Annotated in this window: 24 protein-coding genes; 11 read left to right on the top strand and 13 right to left on the bottom strand. The window is 48.3% G+C overall.

Features of this window, described 5'->3' with window-relative positions; all coding sequences use genetic code 11:
• Positions 1-2: 2 nt before the first annotated feature.
• Both HHL17_RS02615 and HHL17_RS02610 read right to left on the bottom strand, forming a co-directional pair.
• Entirely contained in the window at positions 3-605 is a 603-nt protein-coding gene (locus tag HHL17_RS02615; protein ID WP_169223236.1) for a ribonuclease HII, read from the bottom strand.
• Positions 606-680: 75 nt separating this feature from the next.
• Positions 681-1,124 carry a hypothetical protein gene (locus tag HHL17_RS02610; RefSeq protein ID WP_169223235.1) on the bottom strand — a complete coding sequence of 148 codons (444 nt, stop codon included), beginning with the start codon at positions 1,122-1,124 and terminating at the stop codon, positions 681-683.
• A gap of 282 nt (positions 1,125-1,406) precedes the next feature.
• On the opposite strand from HHL17_RS02610, the gene HHL17_RS02605 reads away from it, so the two are divergent.
• The 7 genes from HHL17_RS02605 to HHL17_RS02575 all read left to right on the top strand — a co-directional run bounded on the left by HHL17_RS02605 (position 1,407) and on the right by HHL17_RS02575 (position 10,269).
• Entirely contained in the window at positions 1,407-3,569 is a 2,163-nt protein-coding gene (locus HHL17_RS02605) for a S46 family peptidase (protein WP_169223234.1), read from the top strand.
• 141 nt (positions 3,570-3,710) lie between these two features.
• Entirely contained in the window at positions 3,711-4,883 is a 1,173-nt protein-coding gene (locus HHL17_RS02600; RefSeq protein ID WP_169223233.1) for a porin, read from the top strand.
• 11 nt (positions 4,884-4,894) lie between these two features.
• Positions 4,895-6,328: an anion permease gene (locus tag HHL17_RS02595; protein ID WP_206155895.1), complete on the top strand. Its 1,434-nt coding sequence runs from the start codon at positions 4,895-4,897 to the stop codon at positions 6,326-6,328.
• 17 nt (positions 6,329-6,345) lie between these two features.
• Positions 6,346-7,014: a succinate dehydrogenase cytochrome b subunit gene (locus HHL17_RS02590; RefSeq protein ID WP_169223232.1), complete on the top strand. Its 669-nt coding sequence runs from the start codon at positions 6,346-6,348 to the stop codon at positions 7,012-7,014.
• A 6-nt stretch (positions 7,015-7,020) separates the two neighbouring features.
• Positions 7,021-8,931, top strand: coding sequence for a fumarate reductase/succinate dehydrogenase flavoprotein subunit (locus HHL17_RS02585; protein WP_169223231.1), 1,911 nt, complete (start codon positions 7,021-7,023; stop codon positions 8,929-8,931).
• Between the two features lie 5 nt (positions 8,932-8,936).
• On the top strand, positions 8,937-9,683 hold the full coding sequence (locus tag HHL17_RS02580) for a succinate dehydrogenase/fumarate reductase iron-sulfur subunit (protein WP_169223230.1): 747 nt from the start codon (positions 8,937-8,939) through the stop codon (positions 9,681-9,683).
• A gap of 217 nt (positions 9,684-9,900) precedes the next feature.
• Positions 9,901-10,269, top strand: coding sequence for an IPT/TIG domain-containing protein (locus HHL17_RS02575; protein ID WP_169223229.1), 369 nt, complete (start codon positions 9,901-9,903; stop codon positions 10,267-10,269).
• Positions 10,270-10,381: 112 nt separating this feature from the next.
• Here HHL17_RS02575 and HHL17_RS02570 read toward each other — a convergent pair whose 3' ends face one another.
• The 11 genes from HHL17_RS02570 to rlmD all read right to left on the bottom strand — a co-directional run bounded on the left by HHL17_RS02570 (position 10,382) and on the right by rlmD (position 21,696).
• Positions 10,382-11,089, bottom strand: coding sequence for a DUF4377 domain-containing protein (locus tag HHL17_RS02570; protein WP_169223228.1), 708 nt, complete (start codon positions 11,087-11,089; stop codon positions 10,382-10,384).
• A gap of 105 nt (positions 11,090-11,194) precedes the next feature.
• Entirely contained in the window at positions 11,195-12,076 is an 882-nt protein-coding gene (locus tag HHL17_RS02565) for a hypothetical protein (RefSeq protein WP_169223227.1), read from the bottom strand.
• Between the two features lie 17 nt (positions 12,077-12,093).
• A complete protein-coding gene (locus HHL17_RS02560) occupies positions 12,094-12,714 on the bottom strand; it encodes an alpha-ketoglutarate-dependent dioxygenase AlkB family protein (protein WP_169223226.1) in 621 nt (206 codons plus the stop codon).
• Between the two features lie 41 nt (positions 12,715-12,755).
• Complete coding sequence (locus tag HHL17_RS02555; protein WP_169223225.1) at positions 12,756-13,382, bottom strand: DNA-3-methyladenine glycosylase family protein; 627 nt, start codon at positions 13,380-13,382, stop codon at positions 12,756-12,758.
• 51 nt (positions 13,383-13,433) lie between these two features.
• A complete protein-coding gene (locus HHL17_RS02550) occupies positions 13,434-14,426 on the bottom strand; it encodes a M28 family peptidase (RefSeq protein WP_169223224.1) in 993 nt (330 codons plus the stop codon).
• 20 nt (positions 14,427-14,446) lie between these two features.
• Positions 14,447-15,943: a cysteine--tRNA ligase gene (cysS, locus tag HHL17_RS02545; protein ID WP_169223223.1), complete on the bottom strand. Its 1,497-nt coding sequence runs from the start codon at positions 15,941-15,943 to the stop codon at positions 14,447-14,449.
• 155 nt (positions 15,944-16,098) lie between these two features.
• Complete coding sequence (locus HHL17_RS02540) at positions 16,099-17,241, bottom strand: endonuclease/exonuclease/phosphatase family protein (RefSeq protein WP_169223222.1); 1,143 nt, start codon at positions 17,239-17,241, stop codon at positions 16,099-16,101.
• Between the two features lie 30 nt (positions 17,242-17,271).
• Positions 17,272-18,333 (bottom strand): endonuclease/exonuclease/phosphatase family protein, encoded by a 1,062-nt coding sequence (locus tag HHL17_RS02535; protein WP_169223221.1) that lies wholly within the window; start codon positions 18,331-18,333, stop codon positions 17,272-17,274.
• 130 nt (positions 18,334-18,463) lie between these two features.
• Entirely contained in the window at positions 18,464-19,399 is a 936-nt protein-coding gene (locus HHL17_RS02530) for a rhomboid family intramembrane serine protease (protein WP_169223220.1), read from the bottom strand.
• 47 nt (positions 19,400-19,446) lie between these two features.
• Positions 19,447-20,151 (bottom strand): rhomboid family intramembrane serine protease, encoded by a 705-nt coding sequence (locus HHL17_RS02525; RefSeq protein WP_169223219.1) that lies wholly within the window; start codon positions 20,149-20,151, stop codon positions 19,447-19,449.
• A 120-nt stretch (positions 20,152-20,271) separates the two neighbouring features.
• The gene (rlmD, locus tag HHL17_RS02520; RefSeq protein ID WP_169223218.1) at positions 20,272-21,696 is read right to left on the bottom strand and encodes a 23S rRNA (uracil(1939)-C(5))-methyltransferase RlmD; all 1,425 of its coding nucleotides are present in this window, start codon (positions 21,694-21,696) and stop codon (positions 20,272-20,274) included.
• Positions 21,697-21,793: 97 nt separating this feature from the next.
• Here rlmD and HHL17_RS02515 point away from each other — a divergent pair, with 97 nt between their 5' ends.
• From HHL17_RS02515 to HHL17_RS02500, 4 genes are all read left to right on the top strand, one after another.
• Positions 21,794-23,200: a TlpA family protein disulfide reductase gene (locus tag HHL17_RS02515; RefSeq protein WP_169223217.1), complete on the top strand. Its 1,407-nt coding sequence runs from the start codon at positions 21,794-21,796 to the stop codon at positions 23,198-23,200.
• 123 nt (positions 23,201-23,323) lie between these two features.
• A complete protein-coding gene (locus tag HHL17_RS02510) occupies positions 23,324-24,034 on the top strand; it encodes a porin family protein (protein ID WP_169223216.1) in 711 nt (236 codons plus the stop codon).
• Between the two features lie 155 nt (positions 24,035-24,189).
• A complete protein-coding gene (locus tag HHL17_RS02505) occupies positions 24,190-24,816 on the top strand; it encodes a porin family protein (RefSeq protein WP_169223215.1) in 627 nt (208 codons plus the stop codon).
• A gap of 189 nt (positions 24,817-25,005) precedes the next feature.
• Positions 25,006-25,701: a porin family protein gene (locus tag HHL17_RS02500; RefSeq protein ID WP_169223214.1), complete on the top strand. Its 696-nt coding sequence runs from the start codon at positions 25,006-25,008 to the stop codon at positions 25,699-25,701.
• Positions 25,702-25,967: the final 266 nt, after the last annotated feature.

Here is a 25,967-nt window from a genome sequence, read left to right as displayed (position 1 = left end):
GGCTATAGGTCCAGTTCCAGTTGTTCATCAGGCAGCAGCCGGAAAGATTTGCGATGATACGGTGTTTCTCCGTGTTCCCGCAGCGCTTCACGATGTTGCCTGGTCGGATAGCCTTTGTTCTCATTCCAGCCAAAATGTGGATATTCCAGGTGCAACCGCTGCATGTACTCGTCACGGTATGTTTTGGCAAGAATAGAGGCCGCGGCAATGGATGCGTATTTGCCATCTCCCTGCACAATGCAGGCAAAGGGTGTTTGGCCGTAAGCATAAAACCGGTTACCATCTATGATGATAAATTCCGGCTGCTGGCTCAACTGCTCCAATGCCAGGTGCATCGCTCGGAAAGAGGCCTTTAATATGTTTATCTTGTCTATCTCTATGTTGTCTACACTGGCTACAGCATAGTACAACGCTTTTTTCTCAATTACTTTACGCAACTTGTCCCGGTCTGCTGCTGTCATTTGTTTGGAATCATTGAGCAGCGGGTGGCGGAACTTCGGCGGTAATATTACCGCTGCTGCAAACACAGGGCCCGCAAGGCACCCTCTGCCGGCTTCATCGCAGCCAGCCTCCAATAATTCGTCCTGATAATGAGATAGTAGCAAGTCCGGTACTGTTTAAGACGGGTAAAATTACAAGATTAATGTTCAAGGAACAAGGAATAAGGAATTTTACACGGCTTACTCGGAATCACGTTTAAACAAGTCTTTGAAATCCTGTTTGAAATCAATCCATTCTTTATCGGACTTTTTCATCAGCTCATCAGCGGCCTTACGGGTGCTGTCCCACGCATTGGCACTGCTGCCCTGAATATCTTTCATCTTCTTGTTCATCTCCGCTTTCAGGCTCTCCAGCTTCTTCCGCGCTTCTTTACTTTTATCGGTACCTTCTTTTTTCAACTCCTCACTGGTCTGGTCTATCTGCTTAATCCGCTCCCGGATGGCGTCTTCCGCCTGCTTTTTCTGTTCATTGAGGTAATCCCCGGCACTATTGGCGGTTTTTTTTACGTCTTCCTTTACTTTAGCAGCACCTTCCTGCACTTCTTCCCGCTTCTCCTGCTGTTTTTTGTTCTCGTTGCACGCCAAAAATGCTGCTACCCCCATTATTAACATTATTTTTTTCATGATCAACAGATTTTAACAATTAGAAAATATAGGCTTTGAAATTTTTGGCACGCACTATTGCGCTGCTCCCTTTTATCAAAACATATTCCAGTTTTTTTGTTCACTCTCCCGGAGATATTATTTACAGGAGAAAAACATGTATAAATCATTAATATACTTTAAAAAGACCAACTGTCGGGGAAGATCCTATTCATTATATCCTATCCATGCGTCCGTTAACAAAAAAATAGCTAGGTTTGAGGTCCTTTTATAACAAACCAATTATAACAAAACCAAACTGATATGAGAAAAAAACTACTGGTTTTGCTCTTGCTGCTTAGCGTAAGTATTAAATGGGCGAAAGCAGACGAGGGCATGTGGCTTCCTTATTTACTGGGCCAGCAGACCTACAATGACATGGTCAAAAAAGGTCTTAAACTAACCAAGGAACAGCTGTACAGCATCAATAAAGCATCCATGAAAGATGCGATCGTGATCTTTGGCGGAGGCTGCACCGGTGAAATCGTAAGCAATGAAGGCCTGATCTTCACCAACCACCACTGCGGCTACGGCGCTATCGCTGCCGCCAGCTCAGTAGAACACAACTATCTCAAAAACGGTTTCTACGCAAAAAATAAACAGGAGGAAATCACTTCCCCCATGCTGTCTGTCCAGTTCCTCGTGAAAGTGGAAGACGTTACCAAAGATGTGGAAGCTCAGCTGAAAGGACTCAGCGGTGCCGACAGAACGAAAAAAGAACAGGACGCATATGCCGGTATTATCACCAAAGCTACTACCGGTACCGACTACGAAGCGAAAGTGGTGCCTATGTTCAAAGGCAACCAATACCTGCTGTTCGTATACGAACGCTTTAAAGACGTCCGCCTGGTAGGTACCCCGCCTGAAAGCGTGGGTAAATTCGGCGGCGATACCGACAACTGGGAATGGCCCCGCCACACCGGCGACTTCTCCATTTTCCGTGTATATGCCACTAAAGACGGTAAACCTGCTCCTTACTCCAAAGATAACGTGCCCCTGAAACCTAAACACTTCCTGCCGGTATCTATCAAAGGCGTGAAAGAAAATGACTACGCCATGATCTTCGGTTATCCTGGCGGCACCAACCGTTACGAAACTTCTTACGGTATCAAACTGAAAAATGAAGTGGAAAACCCGTCCCTGGTAAACCTGCGCGACGTTAGGCTCAAAGCTATGATGGAGCAGATGGTGAAAGACCCGGCGGTAAAACTGCAACTGGCTTCTTCCTACGCCGGTATCGCCAACTACTGGAAATTCTTTGATGGCGAAACCAAACAGCTGAAACAGCACCACGTCATGGAAGACAAAGAAAAAAATGAAGCTGCTTTCGCTAAATGGGCACAGGATAAACCTGAATTTGCCAATATCATGAACGATTATGCAGCATCCTATAAGGCATGGTCTCCCTACGCGAAACACCGCGTTTACATTATGGAAGGCGTACTCGGCTCTCCGGTAGCTGCTTACGCAGCTTCGCTGATGGCCCTCGAAAAAGCACTGGTAACACCTGGCGCGCCGAAAGATGCGGTACAACAGGCCGCTGCTGCAGCTGATAAAGCCCGCACAGCCTTCCTGGAAGGTGAAAACAAACCCAGCGACCAGAAAATCCTGGCCGCTACTGCCCGCATGTTCTACAACGACGTGCCGAAAGACCAACAGCCAACCGGCTACTTTGAAGCGGTGAAAAGCAAATTCGGCAGCCTCGATGAAGACAATACCTGGAAACTCTGGGCCGCTTCCCTGATGAACAACACCATCATCTTCGATGACGCAAAATGGAAAGCGTTCATGGCTAACCCGGATGCAGTAACCCTGCAAAACGACCCGGTATTTAACTATGCCAGCACTTTCATCAAAAACTATGGCGGTAAATATCAACCGCTTTACACCCAGTTTACGATGAAAAACAATGACCTGGGCCGCGAATACCTGAAAGGCATCATGCAAATGCAGCCTAACGGCAACAGATACCCGGATGCTAACTTCACCATGCGCCTCTCTTATGGTCAGGTGAAACCCTACTCTCCGCGTGATGCTGTACACTACGACTATGTGACCACCATGAAAGGTGTGATCGAGAAATATGTTCCGGGTGACTATGAGTTTGATCTCCCTGCCAACTATGTAGACCTGTACAACAAAAAAGATTTCGGTCAGTATAAAGACGCCAAACGCAACGACATCGTAGTAGGCTTCATTACAACCAACGACATCACTGGCGGTAACTCCGGCTCCCCTGTGATCAACGCCAACGGTGAACTGATCGGCCTCGCGTTCGATGGCAACTACGAAGCACTGAGCCACAAAATCCAGTTCGACGCTGACTACAACCGTACTATCTGCGTAGATGTACGCTATGTGCTGTGGTGCATCGAAAAACTGGGTGGTGCTAAAAACATCATCAATGAACTGAAGCTGGTAAAATAAACGTTACCTGCTCAATTTATACATCCCGTTCCGGTGTTGCCGGAACGGGATTTTTTTTGTCTCCCGCCACCAAACATTTCCACGTTACCTGTTGTTATCCCCATTAAATAACCGCCTAATCCGAAAACTCAACAACCGTGCATGCATAAACGAAGTATCCGACTGGTTGCCATCTTTCTGTGCTTTTTTGCAGGCATTCCCCTGTCTTATGCGGGGGACGGGCCTGTCAGCGATACCACCGCCAAAGACACTTCTTCTATTAAACCCGGCTTTCTGAAAAAAATAACCCTGAGTGGTGTATTTCAGGCACGGTACACGGTTTCCCTCACAAAAGATGTGGATGTAAACGGCACGCATCAGGCCGATGCGGAGAAAGAAGTGGTGCGTAACAGCTTCAGCATCAAACGGGCGAGGCTTCAGGTAAAAGCACAGGTAAGCGATCGGTTTCAGGCGGGGGTGCTGGTAAACTTCGCGGACTTTGCCAGCGACCCTAAAGGAAAGGTGCTGGAAAATGCGTTCATTACCTATCGCTGGAATGACGCGATCAACTTTACAGTAGGCCAGTTCCGCCCTTCCTTCGGCCTGGAAGATCTCTACCCGGTAGACATTATCCAGTCCATGGATTTCTCCAATCAATACTATGCCTTCGGTAACAACGGCTGGCAAAGTTTTCAGGTGGGCGTGTCCATGTTCGGTTCCCTCCGGAAAAATGCATCGCTTCCCATCAAATATGCGCTCTCCGTTGTCAACGGGAATAACCGTAACCAGGTATCTGATGATGACAACGGGAAACTGGGCTCCGCCCGACTGGAATTCGGTGATATGAACAAGCTGTCGCTTGGCCTCAATGGCGGTATTGGCGCTGTAAAGCGGTACAGCGTATATGCGTTGGGGGTAGACTTCAGCGGTGTGATACCATTGGCAGAAAAGTTTGACCTGCAGCTACAGTCGGAGTTTAAGCAGGGTACCAACCATCGGCTGTTTTACGGGCTGGCAGACAGTCTCCGTAAAGGCCCGTTGAGCGACTACCTGATGCATGGTGTTTATCTGCTGCCTAATTTCCGGTACAAAATCAACTATCATAAGCTCACCTCCATCGAGGTGTCCATGCGCTATGAATATTTTAACGAAGATTTCCGGCATAGCGGTAATGCCCGGCGGACCTACATCCCGATGGTCAGCCTGGCTTTCCTGAAGGACTATGGCGGGCGTATACAGCTGGGTATGCAAATCGACAATTACGACCGGGATATCCCGGGAACGAAAACGCACAGTAGCAACCTGATGATAGTACAGGTACAGTGCAGAATATAAAATGCCAATTTATGATGAAAGAAATCAAGTATCCACAGTTGTTGATCACGGTCATTTTCGGAGTTGTTATCTGGCTGATTCCGCCGCCGGCAGGCGTAACGCCCGAAGCCTGGCATCTGTTGGCCATTTTCCTGTCCACCATCCTTGGTATTATCCTGAAAGCGGCTTCCATGGGCACCATGTCCATGATGGCCATTACACTGGTGGCGCTGAGCGGTGTGCTGGCGCCGGGTAATCCGGGGAAATCCATTACGCTGGCACTCAGTAGCTTCGGAGACAAGGTAATTTGGTTGATTGGCATCTCCTTTTTTATTGCCCGTGGGTTCATAAAAACCGGTCTGGGTAAACGGATCGCTTATATTTTTATCCGCATATTCGGCAAAAGCTCGCTGGGACTGGCTTACGGCCTTGGTCTGGCAGATCTGGTGCTGGCGCCGGCGGTGCCCAGCAATACGGCAAGGGGAGGAGGCATTATCTATCCGATTATGAAGTCCATGGCGATGAACTTTGGATCGGTGCCGGAAGATCCGGCCACTCACCGTAAGCTCGGTGGATATCTCACCCTGAGCAGCTACAATATGAACCTTATCACTTCTTCGTTGTTCCTTACGGGGACGGCCAGTAATCCCATGTGCCAGAAGTTCGCCAGGAATCTGGGTATCGAGATCACCTGGATGTCGTGGTTTGCTGCTGCATTGGTGCCCGCAGCGCTGTCCATCGTTGTAGTGCCTTATGTGCTGTATAAAATCTATCCACCGGAACTGAAATCCACCGGTGATGCGCCGGCTATGGCGGCGGAAAAACTGAAGGAAATGGGGCCGGTGCATAAAAATGAGTGGCTGATGCTGCTGGCTTTCGTGATACTGCTGGTGCTGTGGATCACGGGTGATCTGTTTGGGATTGATGCTACCACCACCGCCCTGATTGGATTGGTGTTTCTGTTGTTATCGCAGGTGTTGGACTGGGAAGATGTAAAGTCTGAAAAAGGCGCCTGGGATACGATCGTATGGTTTTCTGCACTGGTGATGATGGCCAGTTTCCTGAATTCACTGGGCTTTATTCCGTGGTTCAGTGAGCTTATTAAGAAACAGGTCGGTGGTATGCAGTGGATGGTGGCTTTTCCCATCATCGTGCTGGTTTATTTCTATAGCCATTACATTTTCGCCAGTGCTACCGCGCATGTGGCGGCCATGTATTCGGCTTTCCTGGCGGTAGGGATTTCGGTGGGCGTACCAGGCACCCTGTTGGCGCTGGTATTAGGTTTCTGTGGCGGTATTTTCGGCACACTGACACATTATGGCCACGGACCGGCGCCGGTATTTTTCGGCAGTACCTATGTGGAGCTGAAAGACTGGTGGAAATGCGGATTTCTGTTGAGTATCGTGTATATCATTCTCTGGATGGGCGTCGGGGCAGGCTGGTGGAAGGTATTAGGCATCTGGTAATATCAAAATATCAAGTTATGGGTCAATGGACACAAAAAACATTAACCAGGAAAAACTGGATGGCTTTTACAGGATTGTTCCTGTGCTTTTTTCTCATTATTCATTTACTGGGAAACCTGCAATTGCTGTTGCCGGATGAACAGGCGCATCTGCAGTTTAATGCCTATTCCCATCTGTTGTCTGGTAATATCATCATCAAAATAATCTCCTGGGTGCTGTATGCGAGCATCATTGCGCATGTGGTATATGCTGTTATTATAATGTTGACGAATAAACGAGCGGGAGATGTGAAATATCATTACGACAGGCGTGGTGAAGTCAGCAAATGGTATACCCGTAACATGGGCCTGTTGGGGACGATCATTTTTATATTTCTCGTTATCCATTTCCGTGATTTCTGGTATGTGTACAAGTTTGGTTCGCTGCCGCTGGACGCGCGCGGGAATAAAGACTTATACACGCTGGTGGTGGCGGTATACAGCGAAACGTGGTACGTGCTGGTATACGTGCTGTGTATGGTAGCGCTTTGTTATCACCTGCTACATGGGTTCTTCAGTGCTGCGCGAACGCTGGGTGTTTATCATCCGCGCTATGTACAATGGATCAGGGTAATTGGCTGGATATATAGTGTGGGTATCTGTGCAGGTTTTGCGCTGATACCGATTTATGTTCACTTCTTAAAATAATGGGTCATGCTGGACGCAAAAATACCGGAAGGGCCACTGGAAGATAAGTGGCGTCATTACAAGGAACATGCTAAGCTGGTAAATCCTGCTAACCGGAAGAAGCTGGAAGTGATTGTGGTGGGTACAGGATTGGCAGGTAGTTCCATTGCTGCTTCGCTGGGGGAGATGGGCTACCGGGTGAAGGCATTCTGTTTTCAGGATACGCCGCGCCGGGCGCATTCTGTGGCAGCACAAGGGGGCGTAAATGCCTGTAAGAACTACAAAAATGACGGAGACAATGTGTTCCGCATGTTTTACGATACTATCAAGGGCGGTGATTTCCGCGCACGGGAAGCCAATGTGTACCGTCTGGCTGAATGCAGCGCCAGCCTGATAGATCAGGCGGTGGCACAGGGCGTGCCCTTTGGCCGGGAATATGGTGGATATCTCAATAACCGCTCCTTCGGCGGTGTGCAGGTATCGCGTACTTTTTATGCCCGCGGGCAGACTGGTCAACAGTTGCTGTTGGGTGCTTATCAGGCGCTGATGCGACAGGTACATCTTGGCTCAGTGCAATTGTTTGCCCGGCATGAAATGCTGGACCTTGTAACGATCGATGGTAAGGCAAAAGGCATTATCGTCCGTAATCTCGATACCGGAGAAATAGAACGTCACGGTGCACATGCTGTGATACTGGCTACCGGCGGCTTTGGGAAGATCTATTACCTGTCTACCCTGGCGATGGGTTGTAACGGTTCCGCTATCTGGCGCGCACATAAAAAAGGTGCGTTGATCGCCAATCCCAGCTGGACACAGATTCATCCTACCAGTTTGCCGCAGTCAGGAGAATACCAATCCAAGCTCACCCTGATGTCGGAATCTTTGCGCAATGATGGCCGCATTTGGGTACCCAAAAAAGAGAAGGAGGACCGGTTGCCTAATCAGGTGCCGGAGGAAGACAGGGATTATTACCTGGAGCGCCGTTACCCCGCTTTTGGCAACCTGTCGCCGAGGGATATTGCTTCCCGGGCGGCGAAAGAACGGATCGATGCGGGTTATGGCGTGGGGCCGTTGAAAAATGCCGTATACCTGGATTTCTCCAAAGCGATTAAAGATCAGGGTGTTGACAAGATCAGGGAAAAGTATGACAACCTGTTCCGCATGTACGAAAAGATCACTGGTGTGGATGCTTATAAGGAGCCGATGAAAATTTCACCGGCAGCACACTTTTCCATGGGTGGACTGTGGGTTGACTATGAATTGATGACCACCATCCCCGGATTTTTTGCGCTGGGGGAGGCCAATTTTGCGGACCATGGGGCTAACAGGCTGGGGGCTAATTCCCTGTTGCAAGCCTGTGTGGACGGGTATTTTATTGCACCATATACGCTGGCCAACTATCTGGCAGATGAAATCAGAACACCGGCAACGGATATTCATCATCCGGCTTTTGACGCTGCCGCCAAACAGGTGGAAGACCAGTTGCACTTGCTGAAGGGCATTGGCGGTAAATTATCTGCCGATTACTTCCATAAAACGCTGGGTAAAATACTGTATGATAAATGTGGGCTGTCACGCGCTGCAGAAGGGCTGGAGCAGGCTATCCGGGAGATAAAAGCATTACGGCAGCAGTTTTATGCCGACCTGTTTATTCCGGGTGGTTTGGCGATTAACAGTGAGTTGGAAAAAGCGGGCAGGGTGGCGGATTATCTGGAGTTGGGAGAGCTGATGTGCCATGATGCCCTGACGCGGGAAGAGTCCTGTGGGGCGCATTTCCGGGTAGAATATCAGACGCCCGAAGGAGAGGCCATGCGTAATGACAAAGATTTTGCCTTTATATCCGCCTGGGGATGGACTGGTGAAAACCAATCGCCGGTATGGAATAAGGAACCATTGACGTTTGAATTTGTTACACCTACCGTGAGAAGCTATAAATAACGTGTATGCATATACGATTAAAAATATGGAGGCAGGAAAATAGCCAGGATACCGGCAAGATGCAGGACTATGAACTGGCAGACGTGAATCCCGACATGTCTTTTCTGGAGATGCTGGACATGTTGAACGAGCAGTTGCTGGAGCAGGGGCAGCGGGCCATCGAGTTTGACCATGATTGTCGCGAAGGTATTTGCGGGCAATGTGGAGTGATGATCAATGGCCGTGCGCATGGACCTTTAAAAAACACGACCACCTGCCAGCTGCATATGCGCAGTTTCCGGGAGGGGGAAACGATTTACATAGAGCCTTTCCGGGCGACAGCTTTCCCGGTAAAATGCGACCTTAAAATAGACCGTACAGCGTTCGACAGGGTGATACAGGCAGGAGGATATATTTCCGTCAATACCGGCCAGGCGCCGGAGGCCAACAGTATTCCGATAGGGCATCCGGTGGCGGAAGCGGCGTTTGATGCAGCGGCCTGTATCGGGTGTGGCGCCTGTGTGGCGGTGTGTAAAAATTCCAGTGCGGCGTTGTTTACCAGTGCCAAGATCACGCATCTGGTATTGCTGCCACAGGGCGCTGTGGAAGCACAGCAAAGGGTGCGGCATATGGTAGATCAGATGGATGCCGAAGGGTTCGGTCATTGCAGTAATACAGAGGCCTGTGAAGCAGAGTGCCCGCAGCAAATTTCGGTACTGCATATTGCCAGAATGAACTGGGAATACAACAAGGCGCAACTGCTGAAAAAATAGCGCAGTATTGCGTTTTGGCGTATACGTAGTTATACGTAATTTGAAAATTTTGTTGCTTAAAACGAATGTTATTTGCTGGAAAATTTGTAGATTTGCATCCGCTTTAATCACCGACGATATACTGTTGCGAATAAGAGTTGCTACATGCAATAGTGTTACCCCGGATTTTATTTGTAACAGGGTTTGTTACCCTACCCCAAAATGAAGTATTAAAAAGATGAAACATTACAACATGTTTGTGGTGGCCCTTATGCTGCTGGTAGCAGCGATGACGGCTTGTTCCCCAAACCAGAAAAAAAACGAGACAACTACAGTGACCGGTAATGCCGGTAATTTTCTGATCATCAGAGGTCATGGATTTAGTAAAGAGAAAGCAGCTAACAAAGTGATCTTTGGAGATGTGGCAGCGCATGTATTGCGTGCAAATGCCGACTATCTGCTGGTACAGGTACCAGAGCAGAAGGCAGACACTGTACAGGTGGTAGTAGCAGTAGGAGATAAGACCTCCAACGCGATGTTGTTTGAGTACAACGCTACACGGAAGCTGGTGGCTTCCGTGCAGGATATTGCCAGCGTGGCATATTAATAACACAGCGTTTTAGTTGTTATACCATAGCTTTATTTAAGTGACGTAGAAAAGAAAAAAGGTTGTTACAATTGTAACAACCTTTTTTGGTTATAATGGGTTACTAAGTAGTCTATTTAAGGTCTTTCGGCTGCATACCGAAGATCATTACCAGCTTGTTGTTTTCGTAGAAGTTCAGCGTCTGGTCAGCCACATCATAGCGGTAGCTGTGTTCTCCTATCATCTTCAGAAATTCTGCTTCGCGGCGCATCACGTTTTCATCCATGCAAGCCATTCTGGTACTGATAGCCATTGTAAAGGTAATGTTTTCTCCGTTAGTATGATAACCTCCGGAAATACTATTACAACCACCTTTACCATGGAAACGTTTGGCGGCAGGATCAAACTCTACCCAGATACCGGATTGTGTCAGAGTACTATCTCCCAGTTTGATAAGGTTCCATCTTTTGCTGGCGATAAATGCCCATGGAGAGCCTTTTTCCGGGGTGGTGCTTACTTTTTTCTTTTCCAATACTTTTCGCAGGGTGTATCTGATAGAAGAACCGTCGGCAGGGGGATTCTTAACGGGCGTAATCCTTACCAACAGTTTGTAGCGATAGCCTGGTGTATATTTGAATCCTTCGATGTTAGTGTAGAGGTTAGACCATTCGGTATCCTTCACTCCTTTGATCTGCAAGCATTCCATCGGTGCTACGCCGGTGCATGGCTCCTTGGATTCTTTTACATAAATGGTCTGATTTTTTGAGGTCTGCTGCTTCTGTACAGGCTTCACGGGCGTCATCAGTGTCGTAGCCAGCGTCAATGCGATTTCTAAAAACATAATTGTGAATTTAATCTTTAACAACAAAAGGTACCTGACGGTTTACTTTTGTCAGAATACCTTCTGTTTGCAAAAACGCTGCCAGCATGCAGAATGTTACAGCTGTTATGAGGATTTCCGTTTTCCTATCCGCTGAATAATGCTGGTGTAATAGGCCAGTTTATCTTTTCCCGGCAGACTGATCACCTTTACATCATTGGCGGTAAGCAGGTCCAGCTTGAATTTGCAGGCAGGTACCAACTCTTCCGGAATATAATAGTAGAGTGTGTTGGGTACCGGCACATTTTTATGATGAAATTTCTGTCGGGCCCTGTAGGTGAGCAACCACCAAAGGTCTGTCTCCACAAAATCGAGCGACAGCCCGAAGATGTGGATATCATGCGTAAAGAAAAAGTCAATCCACGAGTGATAGTACACCTGTTTGGCGTGTATGCGTCTCAGTAAGGATTCTTTGGGCACTTCCTTGCTGGAGTAGAAGGTGCCGCTCACCACGTAATTACGCATCAGCTGGAGTTGGCCGCCATAGTGCTCAAACCCGAGGTTAATACTCATGGGATTGAGGCAGTCGCCATGGATATGCCAGTAATGGATATCATCCATGGTGTATTTGCGGAAGATGCTGTAGAATTTTTCATTGATAAGGCTGGTGTTTTCATAAGGAGTCCGGCCTTCAAGGGTAAACTCATAGTTGGTGGTCAGGATATGGGCCGGCTTTAGTGCCCTGATGGCAGCATGGATACCATTGGCTTTGATTTCAGCCGCTTTGATGGCGATAAACGCTTTCAATTCCCTTTCACGGAGTTTTTCTCTTTTGATGGCGGTTAAAAAAACCTCTTCATACAGCAGCGGGAATGGCTTTTTGTCGTCCAGTTCCACGCAGTCTCCTGTATGACAGAAGGTGATGATATCCTGCAGCAGGTCTTTCCAGCTTTGTCCGCTGGAAATGTTGTTGATATCATTTCCGATTAACAAAATAAGGTTGTTCATAGCAGGTGTATATGGTTTTATGGGTGGATAAAGCGGAAGGTGAGGTTAATCCTTCCGGAGATCTGCTGGCTTGTTTTGGGTACCTGATGTTCCCAGTACTGCTGCAGCGTCCCTTTCATGACCAGGAGGGAGCCGTGTTCCAGCAATATTTCATGTTTCAGGTGATGATCATTTTTATAGCGTAACAAAAAACGGCGGGAGGCGCCGAAGTTGACAGAAGCAATCACCGGATGGGGCCCCAGTTCCGGTTCATCATCTGCATGCCAGCCCATAGAGTCGCTGCCGCTGCGATAAAGGTTAAGCAATACACTATTGAAACCGGCGCCGGCAGCAGGCGTGATACGGTCCCGTATCTCCTCCAATGCCGGTGTCCATGGACCTGGCGCAAAGGTATTGCCGGAAAAACTATAGGAAGTGGCAGCATCTCCATACCAGGCCATTAACCGTGGAAATAAAACCTGTTTGCCATACATATTCATCGATTCCTGTTTCCAATCGATCGTGTCCAGTAATGTCTGATAATAAACATCACTTTCCGCCGGCTTAAAAAAGCGCGGATAATAAGCCAGTTCTCCGTTCTTCAGGTGGATGGCATTCCCGGGATTGGGCTCTTCAAAAAGGCTTCCCTGCAAACTCATGATACAAATTTACAACGGCGGTACGCAATGTATTTACATGCTTATTGATCTTTCCACTGCCAGAGATAACGGCAGGCATGGGTCCGGTAGGGGGACCATTTAGCGGAGATCGTCTTCATCTTCTCCCTGAAAGCTTTCTTATCGCTGATATCAAGCTTGTAAAGATTGGCCATAGCCTGTTGTATGCCGAGGTCGTCTATGGAGAAAACATCTTCACGGTGAAAGTGCCACATGAGCAGCATTTCTACCGTCCACCGGCCTACACCTTTTATTTTGGTAAGGCATACAATTACGGCTTCGTCGTCCATCTTATGCAGCCTGGCATCGGTGAGCTTTTCAGCGATCACAAAGTTGGCCACATTTTGTACATAGGAGACTTTAGCGTTGGATAACCCGATAGAACGAAGGAGTGTAGGCGCGGTAGCAGCTACCTGTTGCGGTGTGGGTTCTTTATTGTCATAAAGGGCAAGAAAACGGGCGTAGATCACATCCGCCACTTTGGTGGAAAGCTGCTGGCTCATGATAGCCCCAATGAGGCGCAAAGGGAAATTCTTTCGCTTCTCCTGTGCATCCAGCGGACCCTTGATGATCTTTTGCAGCCTTTTGTCCTTGCTGAGATGGGAGATATAGGCATGCTCCGTTACCGGAGTGCCTGATGGTCTGGGCATAAACGTTTGATTAAGTGATTATATCCGCTATCCTGCACTCCGGCAAGGGCATTAATAGGTGAACGGCTGATTGTAGATCACCTGCAGGATAGTTTGTCCTACTGCTTTTAAGGTCTTGGTATCGATCACGCTCATGTTATCATTCTGGGTATGCCAGTGCGGCGCAAAGTTGCCGGTAGCCTGCCAGGCAATGATATCAAAAGTCGGGATGTTAGCCATCGTATTCACATAAATGTGGTCGTCTGTGATGTAAGACCCGTTTTTCTCGTACCGGAAATAGTCGGAGTAGCCCAGCTGATTGGCCACGTCCCAGAACATTTTCATCGGTCCGTAAGCGTATTGCTGGGAAGAGCCTTCCATATAAAACTGTGAGCCACGGCCGCCTACCATGTCCAGCAGGATGCCGTAATTGGCTTTATAGCCCTTTACGTGCGGGTTTTTAGCCCAGTACTGGGTACCGAGGCAGAAAGAGTTTTCATTGTCTTTTACCCCATAATCTTCCACATCCACAAGCAGAATGTCCACACCGGCTTCGGGCCTTTGTGTTTTGAACTGACGGGCAGCTTCCATCAGCACGCCCACACCGCTGGCGCCATCATCGGCTCCATCCAGTTTACCTTTTTTGTCGAAGGCATCTTCATCGGCCCATGGACGGGTATCCCAGTGCGCCAGTAATAACACGCGTTGTTTGGCGGCGGGGTTGAAGCTGGCGATGATGTTGATACAGGGCAGCTTCTCTTTATGCGGGCCATCAACGGTGGTACGTTGCACGTACACGGTGTCAGCCCATTTTTTCAGGGAGCCGATCATCCAGTCGGCACAATGCTGCTGTGCGGGCGTGTTGGGTATTCTGGGCCCAAAGCTCACCTGCTTCGCAGTATAGGCGTAGGCGGAATCTGCGCTGAAAGCTGGTACCGGCACACTCAGTTTAGCCACTTTGCTGGCGCCGGTGCTGTCGGTAGTATTGTCTGTTTTTGTGGACGGCTGCTGACAAGCGCTGGCCAGAAGCGCCAGCGTTGTCAACATGCTAAGAACTTTACGCATTATTATCTGTAGGTATTTGCTTATTGAACGCTATAAGTGACGTTACCATCTTTTTCATCTTTGAGCTGTATGCCGATGCCCAGCAGCTCATTGCGGATACGGTCGGAGGTGGCGTAGTCCTTACGGCCTTTGGCCTCCTTGCGCATGGAGATCAGCATCTGCAATACGCCATCGAGCAACTGATCGTCGCTGCTGGCGGGTGGTTGCTGTATGCCGAGGATGTCCACGAGGTAAGTCTTCCAGGTTTGTTGCAACAGGTTAAAGGTGTCCTCGCTGATTTCATGCATTTTGATCTGGCCGCCTTTCAGAGAGTTGACAACAGGTGTCAGCTCAAACAGGTTGGCCAGCACCTTGGCGGTGCTGAAATCATCATTCATGAATTCGGGGCATTCCTGGCACCAGGTGCGTACCTGTTTGTCCAGTTCTTCGTTGAGGGCGGCTCCATCGGAAGTATAGCTCAGCTTCTGCAGCGTTTCATAGGCTGCCCACAGGCGTTGCAGTCCTTTTTCCGCGGCCTGCAATGCTTCGTTGGAGAAGTCGAGCGTACTGCGGTAATGTGTCTGCAATACGAAGAAACGGATGGTCATCGGGCTGTAGGCTTTGTCCAGCTGAGGATTCTCGCCGGTAAACATTTCCGTGAGCTTGATGGTGTTGCCATAAGCTTTGCCCATTTTACGGCCGTTGATCGTGATCATATTGTTGTGCATCCAGTAGCGCGCCATCATCTCGCCATGGGCGATCTCACTTTGTGCTATTTCGCACTCGTGGTGCGGGAACTGGAGGTCCATACCACCGCCGTGGATATCGAACTGATGGCCCAGGTATTTGGCGCTCATAGCGGAGCACTCAATGTGCCATCCGGGGAAACCTTCGCCCCAGGGGCTTGGCCAGCGCATAATATGTTCCGCAGGGGCTTTCTTCCACAGGGCGAAATCCGCTTTATTGCGTTTTTCATCCTGGCCTTCCAGTTCGCGGGTGGTTTCGAGCATATCTTCCAGCACACGGCCACTGAGAATACCATAGTCATAGCCGGCGGCGTATTTTTTTACGTCAAAATACACACTGCCATCTACTTCATAGGCATAGCCCTTTTCCATGATCTTTTTGATCATTTCTATCTGTTCTATGATGTGACCGGTAGCGGTAGGCTCTATGCTGGGTTCCAGGTTGCCGAACTGCAGCATGGCCCAGTGGAACAGATTGGTGTATTTCTGTACCAGTTCCATCGGCTCCAGTTTCTCCAGTACGGCGGATTTGGAGACTTTGTCTTCTGCCGCGCGGCCTTCTTCTTCAAAGTGGCCGGCGTCGGTGATATTACGTACATAACGTACTTTATAACCCAGGAACTGCAGGTAACGGTATACCACATCGAAGGTGATATACGGACGGGCATGGCCGAGATGTGATTCTCCGGATACGGTGGGCCCGCACACGTACATGCCCGCGTGGCCGGGATGCAGAGAGGTGAATACTTCTTTCTGACGATGTATTGAATTGTATATTTTGAGTTCTGACATATGCTGTAATTAAGAATTTCCGGGGGACCTGTTACAGGCAACAGGCCTTTTTTCCGGTGGTGGAGGGCAAAGATAAATATTGTTCCAGATGTATGTTAAAAGTCCGGGAACAACATCGGTCAGATCTCAAAATATTAAACATTTTCATAATTATATTATTTGTTTACTTCTATTTCCTGCACACCGCTGCCCATGAGACTGAGGTTGGCGATGACCGGATAGTGGTCAGACAGGTCGGACATGATCCTCCGGAAGCTGTTGACCTTAAAACCGGTACTGGCAAACACATAGTCAATACGCAGGGTGGGAGCTAACCCATTGAACGTGCGGCCTACGCCCCAGCCCTTGTTCAGGAAAGCGTCCTGGAGGTCGCCTTTGATCGTGAAATAGGTATATGATGCCGGGGTATCGTTAAAATCTCCGCATACAATCACCGGATAAGGGCTCTGCCGGATAAAATTACCTACAATATCGGCTTGCTGACTGCGGCGTATATACGCCTCGCGCATTTTCTGAATGATGTTTTTGGTGGCCACCAGGCCGGTATCTTCCTGGTTTTTGATTTTGCGGATATCAGTATAGTCCTTTTCATTGAAACGATACGATTCCAGGTGCATATTCACAATGCGGATGGTATCGTCGTCCTTTACAATATCAGCATAAATCAGGCTTTCACTCAGAGGCCCCATGCTCATTTTCACCTTGTCTGATGCAATAATAGGATATTTTGAAAAGATGATGGAACCCCAGTGTTGCATCCCGTTCCGGTTAAAATCACTCGAAAAGAAACGGTACGGCATTTTCATGTCCCGTGAAATATCCTCCCGGTTATTAAAATCATTCTTCCGCTCAGAGGTGTAAAAATCCTGAAAGCACGCTATGTCCGGCTCCTGCTTTTTGATCAGGGCAAACATGGCCTGCCGGTTATATTTACTGTCTTTTTCACGGTACAGGCCAAACTGGCTCACATTGTAGCTCATCACGGTCAGGCTTTGGTCTGCCGGCGCCGCCTTATTGCCGGAAGGCAGGTTAAACGCCAGGAAGGCGCTGATAGACTTCCAGCCAAGAAACAGCGCAATGAGCGATAAAAAGGCATAACGGTAGTTGAAAAACAGCCACCCTGCCATAAACAGCACCAGCAAGCCCAATAAAAACGGGAATGCCAGCGTAATGAAACTAATAGGCCAGAACCAGGCCGGGGAAATATACGGTGCAAGGCAGGCGGCAAGAAAAAGCAACACCACTCCAACGTTGATGAATACAAAAAAGCCTTTCGTAAATAGTCTTAAGAATCGCACCGCGTTTCCACGTTTGTTGAATGAATAAAGTTAATGCTTTTTCAACGACAGACGGGATATAACCGGGAAATGCTCTGACTGCGGCATTTTTAGTACCCTGCATCCTTCGATGCTGAAATGCTTGTCAGGCAGAATATAATCGATCCGCAGGGTGGGAGACAAATAGGAGAGCGTTCTGCCCCATCCGAGGCCCGTTGCCAGAAAAGCGTCCTGTAATCCGGCCGCAGCGTGGCGATAGCTGTAGGAGGCAGGGGTATCATTAAAATCGCCGGTTACTATTACCGGGTAGGGACTGGCTGCTACCAATGAGGCCAGCTGCTTTACCTGCGAAGCCCGGCGCCGGAAGGTGGCCTTCATTTTACTGCCAAGACTGAATATTTGCCTGCCCCGCAGTTCGTCACGGGAAAGCATATACGAAGTAAATTGTACGCTGAAGATCCTCACGGTGTCCCCATGAATCACTACGTCGGCCTGCAGGAAACTGCGCCCGCTGCCCTGGGCCAGGCTGTCGCAGAGAATGGTCATGGCAGCAGCAACAGGATAACGCGAGAAAAGGGCGATACCAAAATGCCAGGTGTTCCAGGATAACTGATCATGGGTGAAATAGTGATAAGGGTATTGCCCGATCAGCTTCAGGGTATCGATATTATGCGACATCTCCGGCTTATCATTGGTGTAAAATTCCTGCAGGCAAAGAATATCCGGTGATGCGGCGGCTACCTGCTGAAAAATGGCGGAACGGAGCTCCTGGTTGACTTTATACGCCTGCAGGCCCATACTGCTGCTGTTGTAGGTCATGAGTGTAAAGTCCTTGCTGCCGGCTTCTTTGGTGAGATTTTCCTTCGGAGACAAATGGAGCGCCCACGTGTTTAAAGCGGGCCGGATGCAAAGCAGCATCGCAATACTGATGTAAATGAAATGCGTTTTATGCTTGCGCCATAGCCAGAACGGCCATGTTAACAGGCAAATCAGAAAAAAGATGGGGAAAGTCAGGGCTGCAAATCCGGAGATCCAAAAGCTTCCGGGGTTGAGCATGGGCAGATAGGCACTGGTCAGTACTGCTATAATCAACAGCGAGCAAACAAACTTCATGAAACATTCAGGGATTTAGGGACTTTGTTATTTAGATGTCTAAGGCTGGTAAGTTATTACATTAATCAGCAAATTGTTTGTCAACAATTCTTAAACATCTAAATAACAAAATTTCAAAATCTCTAAATGCTTAGTTGTCACCTGCGCGCAACAAGGTTTCCCGCTCTTCCGGAGATAAAGAGTCGAACCCCATTTCATTGATCTTATCAAGAATCTCATTGAGCCGTTGTTCCGGCACGTGGCCAATCTTGCGAAATGGCTGGCTTTCCAGTCTGGCTATGATTTTAGCAGCGCTTTTGGGATGGTTCGGGTCTATCTGTTGTGAAGCCGGATGGAAAACGTGCGTCAGTTTAAACAGCAGGTGGTTGAAACCTGCGCCCCAATCATGCCCTTTTCTCCAGCTGTACATGAACATCAGTCCTGCTAAAGCGCCACCGGACAGTTGCACCAGATAGGCGATGCCGCCCGGGCTGGACACGCTGGTGCCAATAGACAGGCCTACGTATACAATTGTAATGATCCAAAGGGGAACGCCGCCGCCCAGTAACGGGAAGATGCGGTAGCGCGGGGAAATCAGCGTAGCGCCGGCAGCCATTGCCATAATGCCCGGAGAAGAACCCATCACGGCTGCATCTGGCAACAGGATATGCAGGCCGGGAATGGCCTGAACGCCAAGAATGTAAAAGATGTTGCCCATAAGGCCACCAAACAGGTACATGGGAAGTATCCGCTGATAACCGGCAATATGCTGCAGGAAGGTGCCGAAACACCACAGCCATACCATATTGGTGAATATCTGGAGGACTTCTATATGAGTGAAGAGAGAGGTGAGCAATGTCCACGGACGCACCAGCAGTTTGGCCGGGTCAGCAGGCAGTCGCAGCCAGTTCAAAATATTTTTATAGAAAAGGGCATCTCCTTCCTTTCCTATTTCCATGGTATAAATCACCTTGGCAAAAAGGAGGAATATAAAAATGGTAAGATTAACAACCACTAATTGGGTGACCATATTCCGTTCTTCCCCCAGGGAGAGACGAGGCATTTTCTCTTTTTCCAACGCATGCATGGTACAAATATTTACAATACAAAATTACGGCTTAATAAGGTCTTGCGTCAATAAAAATCCGATCGGTGCCTTTTATTCCAGCCCCTGAGCAAAAGGTACGCAAAAAGTGCGCCGCCCAGGTGGGCGAAGTGTGCCACATTATCGTCCGGTGCGTTTTGTATACCGGCCCAGACCTCCGTAAGGATCATAAAAGCCACAAAGTATTTGGCTTTTACTGGGAAGAAATACAGGAAGATGGTAGCATTGGGAAACAGGTAACCAAAGGCAAACAGGATACCGTATACTGCGCCGGAAGCACCTACCACGATACTGTTGCTATAGTTGAGCATGTATTGTTTCACATAGATCTTAGCCATGTCAATGGCAAACTGATTGCCTTGTGCAATGGCTTCCTTCATATCCTGCATGCTCACATTGGCATTGTCCAGATGGAACTTGCGGTCCAGCGCCACGAAATTGTTGAAGGAAGGATCGTTCAGGAATGCATTGGCATATTTGGCCAATGTCATGTTTTCATAGGTGAGCACGCCCATGTAACACAAGGATGCGCCAATACCGCAGATGATATAGAAAATAAGGAACCGTTTGGAGCCCCACCGGTTTTCCAGCGTGGAACCAAACATCCAGAGGGTAAACATGTTCATCAGCAAATGCCAGGGATCACTGGTAGAGTGCATGAACAGGTGGGTAATGAACTGATGAGGCCGGAATCCCGGTGACCCCCAGTAATGAAGGGCAAAAAGGTCGTTCATATCATACCCGTACCGCTTGAGGAGGGTAACCTGAACCAACCAAACCAACCCGTTAATGATCATCAGATTCTTGATCACAAGGGGTAAAAACTGAAATTTTCCGGGCCTGTACTCGTTCATTTATTGCTGATTATTTACTCTTTTCTTCAGTAACACCACATTTTCGATGTGGTGCGTGTGCGGGAACATATCTACGGGTTGTACCTTTTCCACCGTGTACAGTGCATCCAGCAATGCCAGGTCTCTGGCCTGTGTAGCCGGGTTACAGCTTACATATACGATTTTTGGGGCAGCAATTTCCAGCAGTTTGTTGACCAGCTTTTCGTGCATACCTGCCCGTGGAGGGTCCGTGATAATCACATCTGGCTGTCCGTGATGAGCAAAAAAGGCGTCATCACAGATGTCCACCACGTCGCCGGCAAAAAATTCGGCATTGTTGACCTGGTTCCGGGCAGCATTTTCGCGGGCATCGTCAATCGCTTCTTTGATCAGCTCGATGCCTACCACTTTCCGGGCCTGCCTTGATACAAAAATACCAATACTGCCAGTTCCACAATACAGGTCATACACAATTTCTGAACCGGTCAACCCCGCAAAGTCACGGGTAACTTTATATAACACTTCTCCCTGGTAGGTGTTTGTCTGGAAGAAAGATTTTGGGCCGATTTTGAAAACAAAATCCTCCAACTTTTCTTCCGCATAACCTTTCCCAAAATAAACTTTGGGGTCCAGGTCGAAAATGGAATCATTTTTCTTCGGGTTGATGGTATACAACAAGGTGGTAATGGCCGGTACTGTCTTTAACAGATGGTCCAGCAGGGCTACCCTGTTTTCTTTGTCTTCATGATGAATCACCAGGTTGACCATGATCTCTCCGGTGGTGCACAGCCGTACGACCAGGTTTCTCAACCACCCTTCCTGCAGGCGGATATCATAAAAAGACAGTTCGTGTTGTATCGCATACTCCCGGACGGTGTTCCGGATAAGATTTACCGGCTCCTGCATCAGGTAGCAGGTATTAATATCAAGCACCTTATCGAACAGCTTGGGCACATGGAAGCCCAGCGCCGGACGGACGGGGATCTCTTCGCCGTTGAGGGCGCGTACCTCCTCATTGGTGAGGTAGGCTTTGTTGCTGAAGGTGAACTCCAGCTTGTTACGGTAGTGCTCCGTATGGGCCGAGCCGAGGATCGGGCTCATGGGAGGAAGCACCAGCTTACCGATACGTTGCAGGTGGTCTGCCACCTGTTGCTGTTTGTACTCCAGTTGCAGGCTGTAGGGCATCATCTGCCATTTGCAGCCGCCGCAGGTGCCAAAATGCTGGCAGAACGGTGTAATACGCTTGTCGGAGTAACTATGTATATGAATGGCTTTGCCTTCCGCCCAGTCTTTTTTATTTTTGGACAGTCGTACGTCCACAATATCGCCGGGCATTACGCCGCCTTCAATAAAGATAACTTTACCGTCTTGCCTTGCCAGGGCCTTACCTTCCGCGGCATAGCCGGATACAGGTACTTTTTCTATTACTACGTTTTTTTTCCTCACGGCTGCAAAGGTAAAAGGAAATCATGAATCGGTGGCCGTAAAAGGATGTCACAGTTACCTTTTTTACTCGTATTTTTACATATTGTTACCAATTCCTATGCGTAAGATATTTTTCCTGCTTCTGACAGCACTCTCTATCCAGCTGCACCTGCATGCGCAGGGCTATCAGCTCTCTATCCGGCTGAAGAATTATACCAGCGGAAAACTGTTTCTGGCCAATTATATGGGGCGGACGACCTACCTGGCCGATTCGGCAGAGGTAAACCCGGCAGGGGAGGTGGTCCTGAAAGGGAAGACACCGCTGTATCCCGGCATCTACCTGATCGTACTGCCCGGCAAACAGCGATATGTGGAAACACTGATCGACAAGCAGCAGTTTTTCAGTGTCACGATCGATACGACCGACATGATTGGAAAAACCGTCTATAAAGGCTCTCCCGACAATGAGCTGTTCCTGGCCTACAACCGGTTTCTGCTCCAGCAGGAATCGCTTACCCGCAATATAACTGACCAACTGAAAACAGCCCACACTGCTGCTGACTCCGCTAAGGTGTACCCGCTGCAGCAGGAACTGGGGAAAAAATTGCAGGAATACCGGCAGGAACTCATTACCCAACACCCGGCAGCAATTCTGGCGGCTATTTTTAAGGCCATGAAAGAACCGGAAATTCCACAGAAGCCGGAAAATGAAGACTCTACCTTTGCCTATCGCTATTTCAAAGGACATTATTGGGACGATGTAGAGCTGTCAACGGACCGGCTGGTGAGGACACCAATACTGGAAGCCAAGCTGAAGAAATATTTTTCCCAGCTGGTGGTGAACATGCCGGACTCCATTATTGCGGATTGTGACGCGCTCATCGCCCGCACGCGTAAAAGCAAGGAGACGTTTAAATATGTGCTGTGGTGGCTCACCTATAACTATGAAAGTTCCCCTTATATGGGCATGGACGCCGTATTTGTCCACCTGGTAGAGAAATATTATGTGCCGGGAGAAGCTTTCTGGTTGAATGACGAGCAGCTCAATAAAATTGTGAACCGTGCCTATACGCTGGCGCCTAATCTTATCGGTCAGCGGGCGGCCCCGCTGGAATTGAAAGATACAGCCTCCAAACCGGTCTCCCTTTATAAAACAAAAGCAAAGTATACAGTGCTGGTATTCTGGGACCCTACCTGCGGGCACTGTAAAACAGAGGTTCCCCGGCTGGATTCTGCCTTTAATGCCAGCTGGAAAAATAAGGGCGTGGCTATGATTGGTATCAAGACAGAAGGTACCCGTGAGGAATGGCTGTCTTTTATCAAAGAGCATCACCTTTCCGGGTGGGTACATGCCCTCGATCCGGATAACTCCACTAACTACCGCCGGCTATACGACGTATATAGTACCCCGGTAGTATACCTGTTGGATGAAAACAAAAAAATTGTGGCCAAACGGCTTGCTGTAGAGCAACTAAACGATTTCCTGGAGCATTCAGGGCAAAAAAGCACAGCTGCGAAGTTGTAGAAAACTGAGTGTAGAACGTAGAATATATACCTCGTTTTATTCTGATAATCAATAACTTGTGATATTTTAACATTCTTTTGGCATACCTTTTGAATTTTGGTGCCCGGATCAAAATTTTAGGTTATGACCAAGAAGACGATTTTCCTGTCCTTTGCAGCGATGACCTTATCATTGGCCGCGATGTCGCAAGCCCGTGTAGGCGTTAAAGGTGGATGGAACCTTTCTAACATCACTACCAGCAATGACGGTAGTACGAAAGATGCAAAAAGTCTGTCCGGCTTCAATGTCGGTGTCATAGCGGATTTGCCGCTGGTGCCCCGCATTTTGTCTTTTCAGCCAGGAGTGTTTTACACCACTAAGGGAACAAAATCCGAAATAGGTGACAAGAACAACGTTACGATTACCAGTCCTTACGCTAACTACACCCAGAATCCATCTTACATAGAAGTGCCCTTAAACTTTGTTGCCAAACTGCCGGTGGGTGAGCACGCCAGCCTGTTTGCCGGTATAGGCCCGTATTTTGCATTTGGGGTAGCAGGCAAGAACAAATATGAGGTAACTACCATTGCAGGTACTACCAGTGGTTCTTCCAGCATCAAATGGGATGATGATACCCCATTTACTAATGACCCCAACCGTGGCCGTGATAAATGGAAACGGTTTGACTGGGGCGGTAACATTCAGGTGGGCGCCGAAGTCAGCAATTTCCTGATCAGTGCCCAGTACGGTATCGGTTTCGCCAAAGTTTACTCCGGGCAGGATAACAGTACAGATAACAAAGACAAGAACCGTGTATTCAGTGTTTCCGTCGGTTATCTCTTTGGCGGCAGATAGGAATTTTCCCCGAACAATTTTCAACTCGTGTTGTAATTACAGCTAGCAAGCAAAAAGTACAGGCTGATTCATAATCAATTAGCAATCAAAAGACAAAAAGTGATGTCACCAGCCTGTTGGCGTCACTTTTTACCCTCATCCAAATACACATAAAAATGAAAAAGGTACTCTTAGCTGCGATCGCCTTATTAATCGCAGGCGTTACATTCGGTCAGACAAAGTGGGGCATCGTAGCAGGCCCTCAGTTTTCCAGTGTAACCACCAAAGCATCCGCTTTTGGTACTACCTCCAAGGAAACCAGCAAGCTCCTGACAGGACTCAGAGCTGGTGTAACCGTTGATATTCCTTTAGGGGATGACTTCTACGTAGGAACAGGTTTATTGTATTCCGGCAAAGGCGGTAAATTCAAAAACACTGATATGAAAGTGTCTCTGGGTTACCTGCAGCTTCCGATCAACTTCATGTTCAAACCTGAAGTAGGTAGCGGTAACCTGGTACTGGCCGTTGGCCCGTACATTGCGTATGGCGTTGGTGGTAAATACAAGGACATACCGGTTGTAGGAGAAAGAAAAGCTTTTGACGATGAAGCCGGCGATCTTAAACTGAAACGTTTTGATGCGGGTGGTAACATCCAGATTGGTTATGAAATACCAGCCGGTCTTTATTTTGGTTTGAATGCTGACCTGGGTATGGTGAATGCATTTGATAATACCAGCAATGACCGTAAATTCAAAAACACCTCTTTTGGTGTATCTGTAGGGTATAAATTCAGCGGCCGTTAATCGCTGAACACCACATCACAATTAATTAATAGGCTGCCTGGTAAGTTCCAGGCAGCCTTTATTATATAAATCGAAACCTTTTGTTTAGTTTCGCCGTTAGTAACCATCGAGTGAGTTTGAAAAACCTAAGCTATTTCATAACGATAATTGATTGAGCAAATATCATTAATCCCGTAGTACAGTTCTACAATGAAGTGTTTAAAATTCCTGTGCGTGTTGGCCTGTATGGCCTGTGCCACAATTGTTAATGCCCAAGTGAGCTTAGGCTTGCAGGGCGGTTACGTAAATGCCAAGATGGATGCTTCCTCCGGCAGCTTCGAAGTTACGCAGCCGGGTTCCAAGCCCCTGCACAGCTGGCAGGCTGGTTTTTACCTCAATATTCCTGTATTTCCTAATGGCGCCCTGCAACCAGGACTGAGCTATATTGTTAAAGGGGCTAACCGGCCATTTAACGGGCAAGAAGGCGTTAATGTGGCGCTGCCGGGAGCCACAAAAATCCGGCTACAGTACCTGGAACTTCCGGTGAACCTGGTGTATAAGATACCCATCGGTATTGGAAAACTGGCGGTGGGCGGCGGTGGTTACGCTGCTTACGCTACCCGGGGCGACTATACGCTGGCTATCTACAAAGAAGGAAAGCTGCTACAGTCCAGCAGTCAGCAGGTGGACTTCAGTAAAAACCCTAACGTACTCACTACCGACTATAATCTTCACCGCTGGGATGCTGGTTTAAATGCTACGGCCACTATTGAATTTAATTGTTACCTCACGCTGGGTGTTAAATACAGCTATGGGCTGGTAGACATCGACCGTTCCGGCGGCAGTCTTAAAAACAGGTATTTTGGTGTTAACCTTGGTGTGCTGTTTAACAGGGAAGACTGGTAGTTTTCAATATTAAGAATATTTATATATTGTTTTGTTTTATATTTGTTGATCGATGGACAATGTTCGGGTCAACGGGTGTATAAGCAAGCTGGCCGCGGAGGTAGATAGTTATGCCTGATGACGGTTGAATGTGGCTTGCTGCGTGGCTATCGTGCCCCATCATATAATTTCGTACATACTTATCAGTTAATCATTAATAGGACAGAGAGGCCGCCATAACAGGCGGTCTCTTTTTTTTTGTCGAAGGCGTAGGGGTGTATCTGTTG

The sequence above is a fragment of the Chitinophaga fulva genome, from assembly GCF_012927205.1.
Lineage (GTDB): Bacteria > Bacteroidota > Bacteroidia > Chitinophagales > Chitinophagaceae > Chitinophaga > Chitinophaga fulva.
Note: the sequence above shows the minus strand (reverse complement) of the source record. Positions and strands in the feature narration are given on the sequence as shown.

Excerpts from the sequence above, each read along its gene's own strand:
- HHL17_RS02505 (WP_169223215.1), top strand. The coding sequence starts at position 24,190 with ATGAAAAAGGTACTCTTAGCTGCGATCGCCTTATTAATCGCAGGCGTT.
- HHL17_RS02590 (WP_169223232.1), top strand. The coding sequence starts at position 6,346 with ATGGGTCAATGGACACAAAAAACATTAACCAGGAAAAACTGGATGGCT.
- HHL17_RS02600 (WP_169223233.1), top strand. The coding sequence starts at position 3,711 with ATGCATAAACGAAGTATCCGACTGGTTGCCATCTTTCTGTGCTTTTTT.
- HHL17_RS02605 (WP_169223234.1), top strand. The coding sequence starts at position 1,407 with ATGAGAAAAAAACTACTGGTTTTGCTCTTGCTGCTTAGCGTAAGTATT.
- HHL17_RS02565 (WP_169223227.1), bottom strand. The coding sequence starts at position 12,076 with ATGAACAACCTTATTTTGTTAATCGGAAATGATATCAACAACATTTCC.
- HHL17_RS02550 (WP_169223224.1), bottom strand. The coding sequence starts at position 14,426 with ATGCGTAAAGTTCTTAGCATGTTGACAACGCTGGCGCTTCTGGCCAGC.
- HHL17_RS02525 (WP_169223219.1), bottom strand. The coding sequence starts at position 20,151 with ATGAACGACCTTTTTGCCCTTCATTACTGGGGGTCACCGGGATTCCGG.
- HHL17_RS02570 (WP_169223228.1), bottom strand. The coding sequence starts at position 11,089 with ATGTTTTTAGAAATCGCATTGACGCTGGCTACGACACTGATGACGCCC.
- HHL17_RS02560 (WP_169223226.1), bottom strand. The coding sequence starts at position 12,714 with ATGAGTTTGCAGGGAAGCCTTTTTGAAGAGCCCAATCCCGGGAATGCC.
- HHL17_RS02580 (WP_169223230.1), top strand. The coding sequence starts at position 8,937 with ATGCATATACGATTAAAAATATGGAGGCAGGAAAATAGCCAGGATACC.
- HHL17_RS02530 (WP_169223220.1), bottom strand. The coding sequence starts at position 19,399 with ATGCATGCGTTGGAAAAAGAGAAAATGCCTCGTCTCTCCCTGGGGGAA.
- HHL17_RS02535 (WP_169223221.1), bottom strand. The coding sequence starts at position 18,333 with ATGAAGTTTGTTTGCTCGCTGTTGATTATAGCAGTACTGACCAGTGCC.
- HHL17_RS02555 (WP_169223225.1), bottom strand. The coding sequence starts at position 13,382 with ATGCCCAGACCATCAGGCACTCCGGTAACGGAGCATGCCTATATCTCC.
- HHL17_RS02510 (WP_169223216.1), top strand. The coding sequence starts at position 23,324 with ATGACCAAGAAGACGATTTTCCTGTCCTTTGCAGCGATGACCTTATCA.
- HHL17_RS02500 (WP_169223214.1), top strand. The coding sequence starts at position 25,006 with ATGAAGTGTTTAAAATTCCTGTGCGTGTTGGCCTGTATGGCCTGTGCC.
- HHL17_RS02595 (WP_206155895.1), top strand. The coding sequence starts at position 4,895 with ATGATGAAAGAAATCAAGTATCCACAGTTGTTGATCACGGTCATTTTC.
- HHL17_RS02610 (WP_169223235.1), bottom strand. The coding sequence starts at position 1,124 with ATGAAAAAAATAATGTTAATAATGGGGGTAGCAGCATTTTTGGCGTGC.
- HHL17_RS02585 (WP_169223231.1), top strand. The coding sequence starts at position 7,021 with ATGCTGGACGCAAAAATACCGGAAGGGCCACTGGAAGATAAGTGGCGT.
- cysS (WP_169223223.1), bottom strand. The coding sequence starts at position 15,943 with ATGTCAGAACTCAAAATATACAATTCAATACATCGTCAGAAAGAAGTA.
- HHL17_RS02575 (WP_169223229.1), top strand. The coding sequence starts at position 9,901 with ATGAAACATTACAACATGTTTGTGGTGGCCCTTATGCTGCTGGTAGCA.
- HHL17_RS02515 (WP_169223217.1), top strand. The coding sequence starts at position 21,794 with ATGCGTAAGATATTTTTCCTGCTTCTGACAGCACTCTCTATCCAGCTG.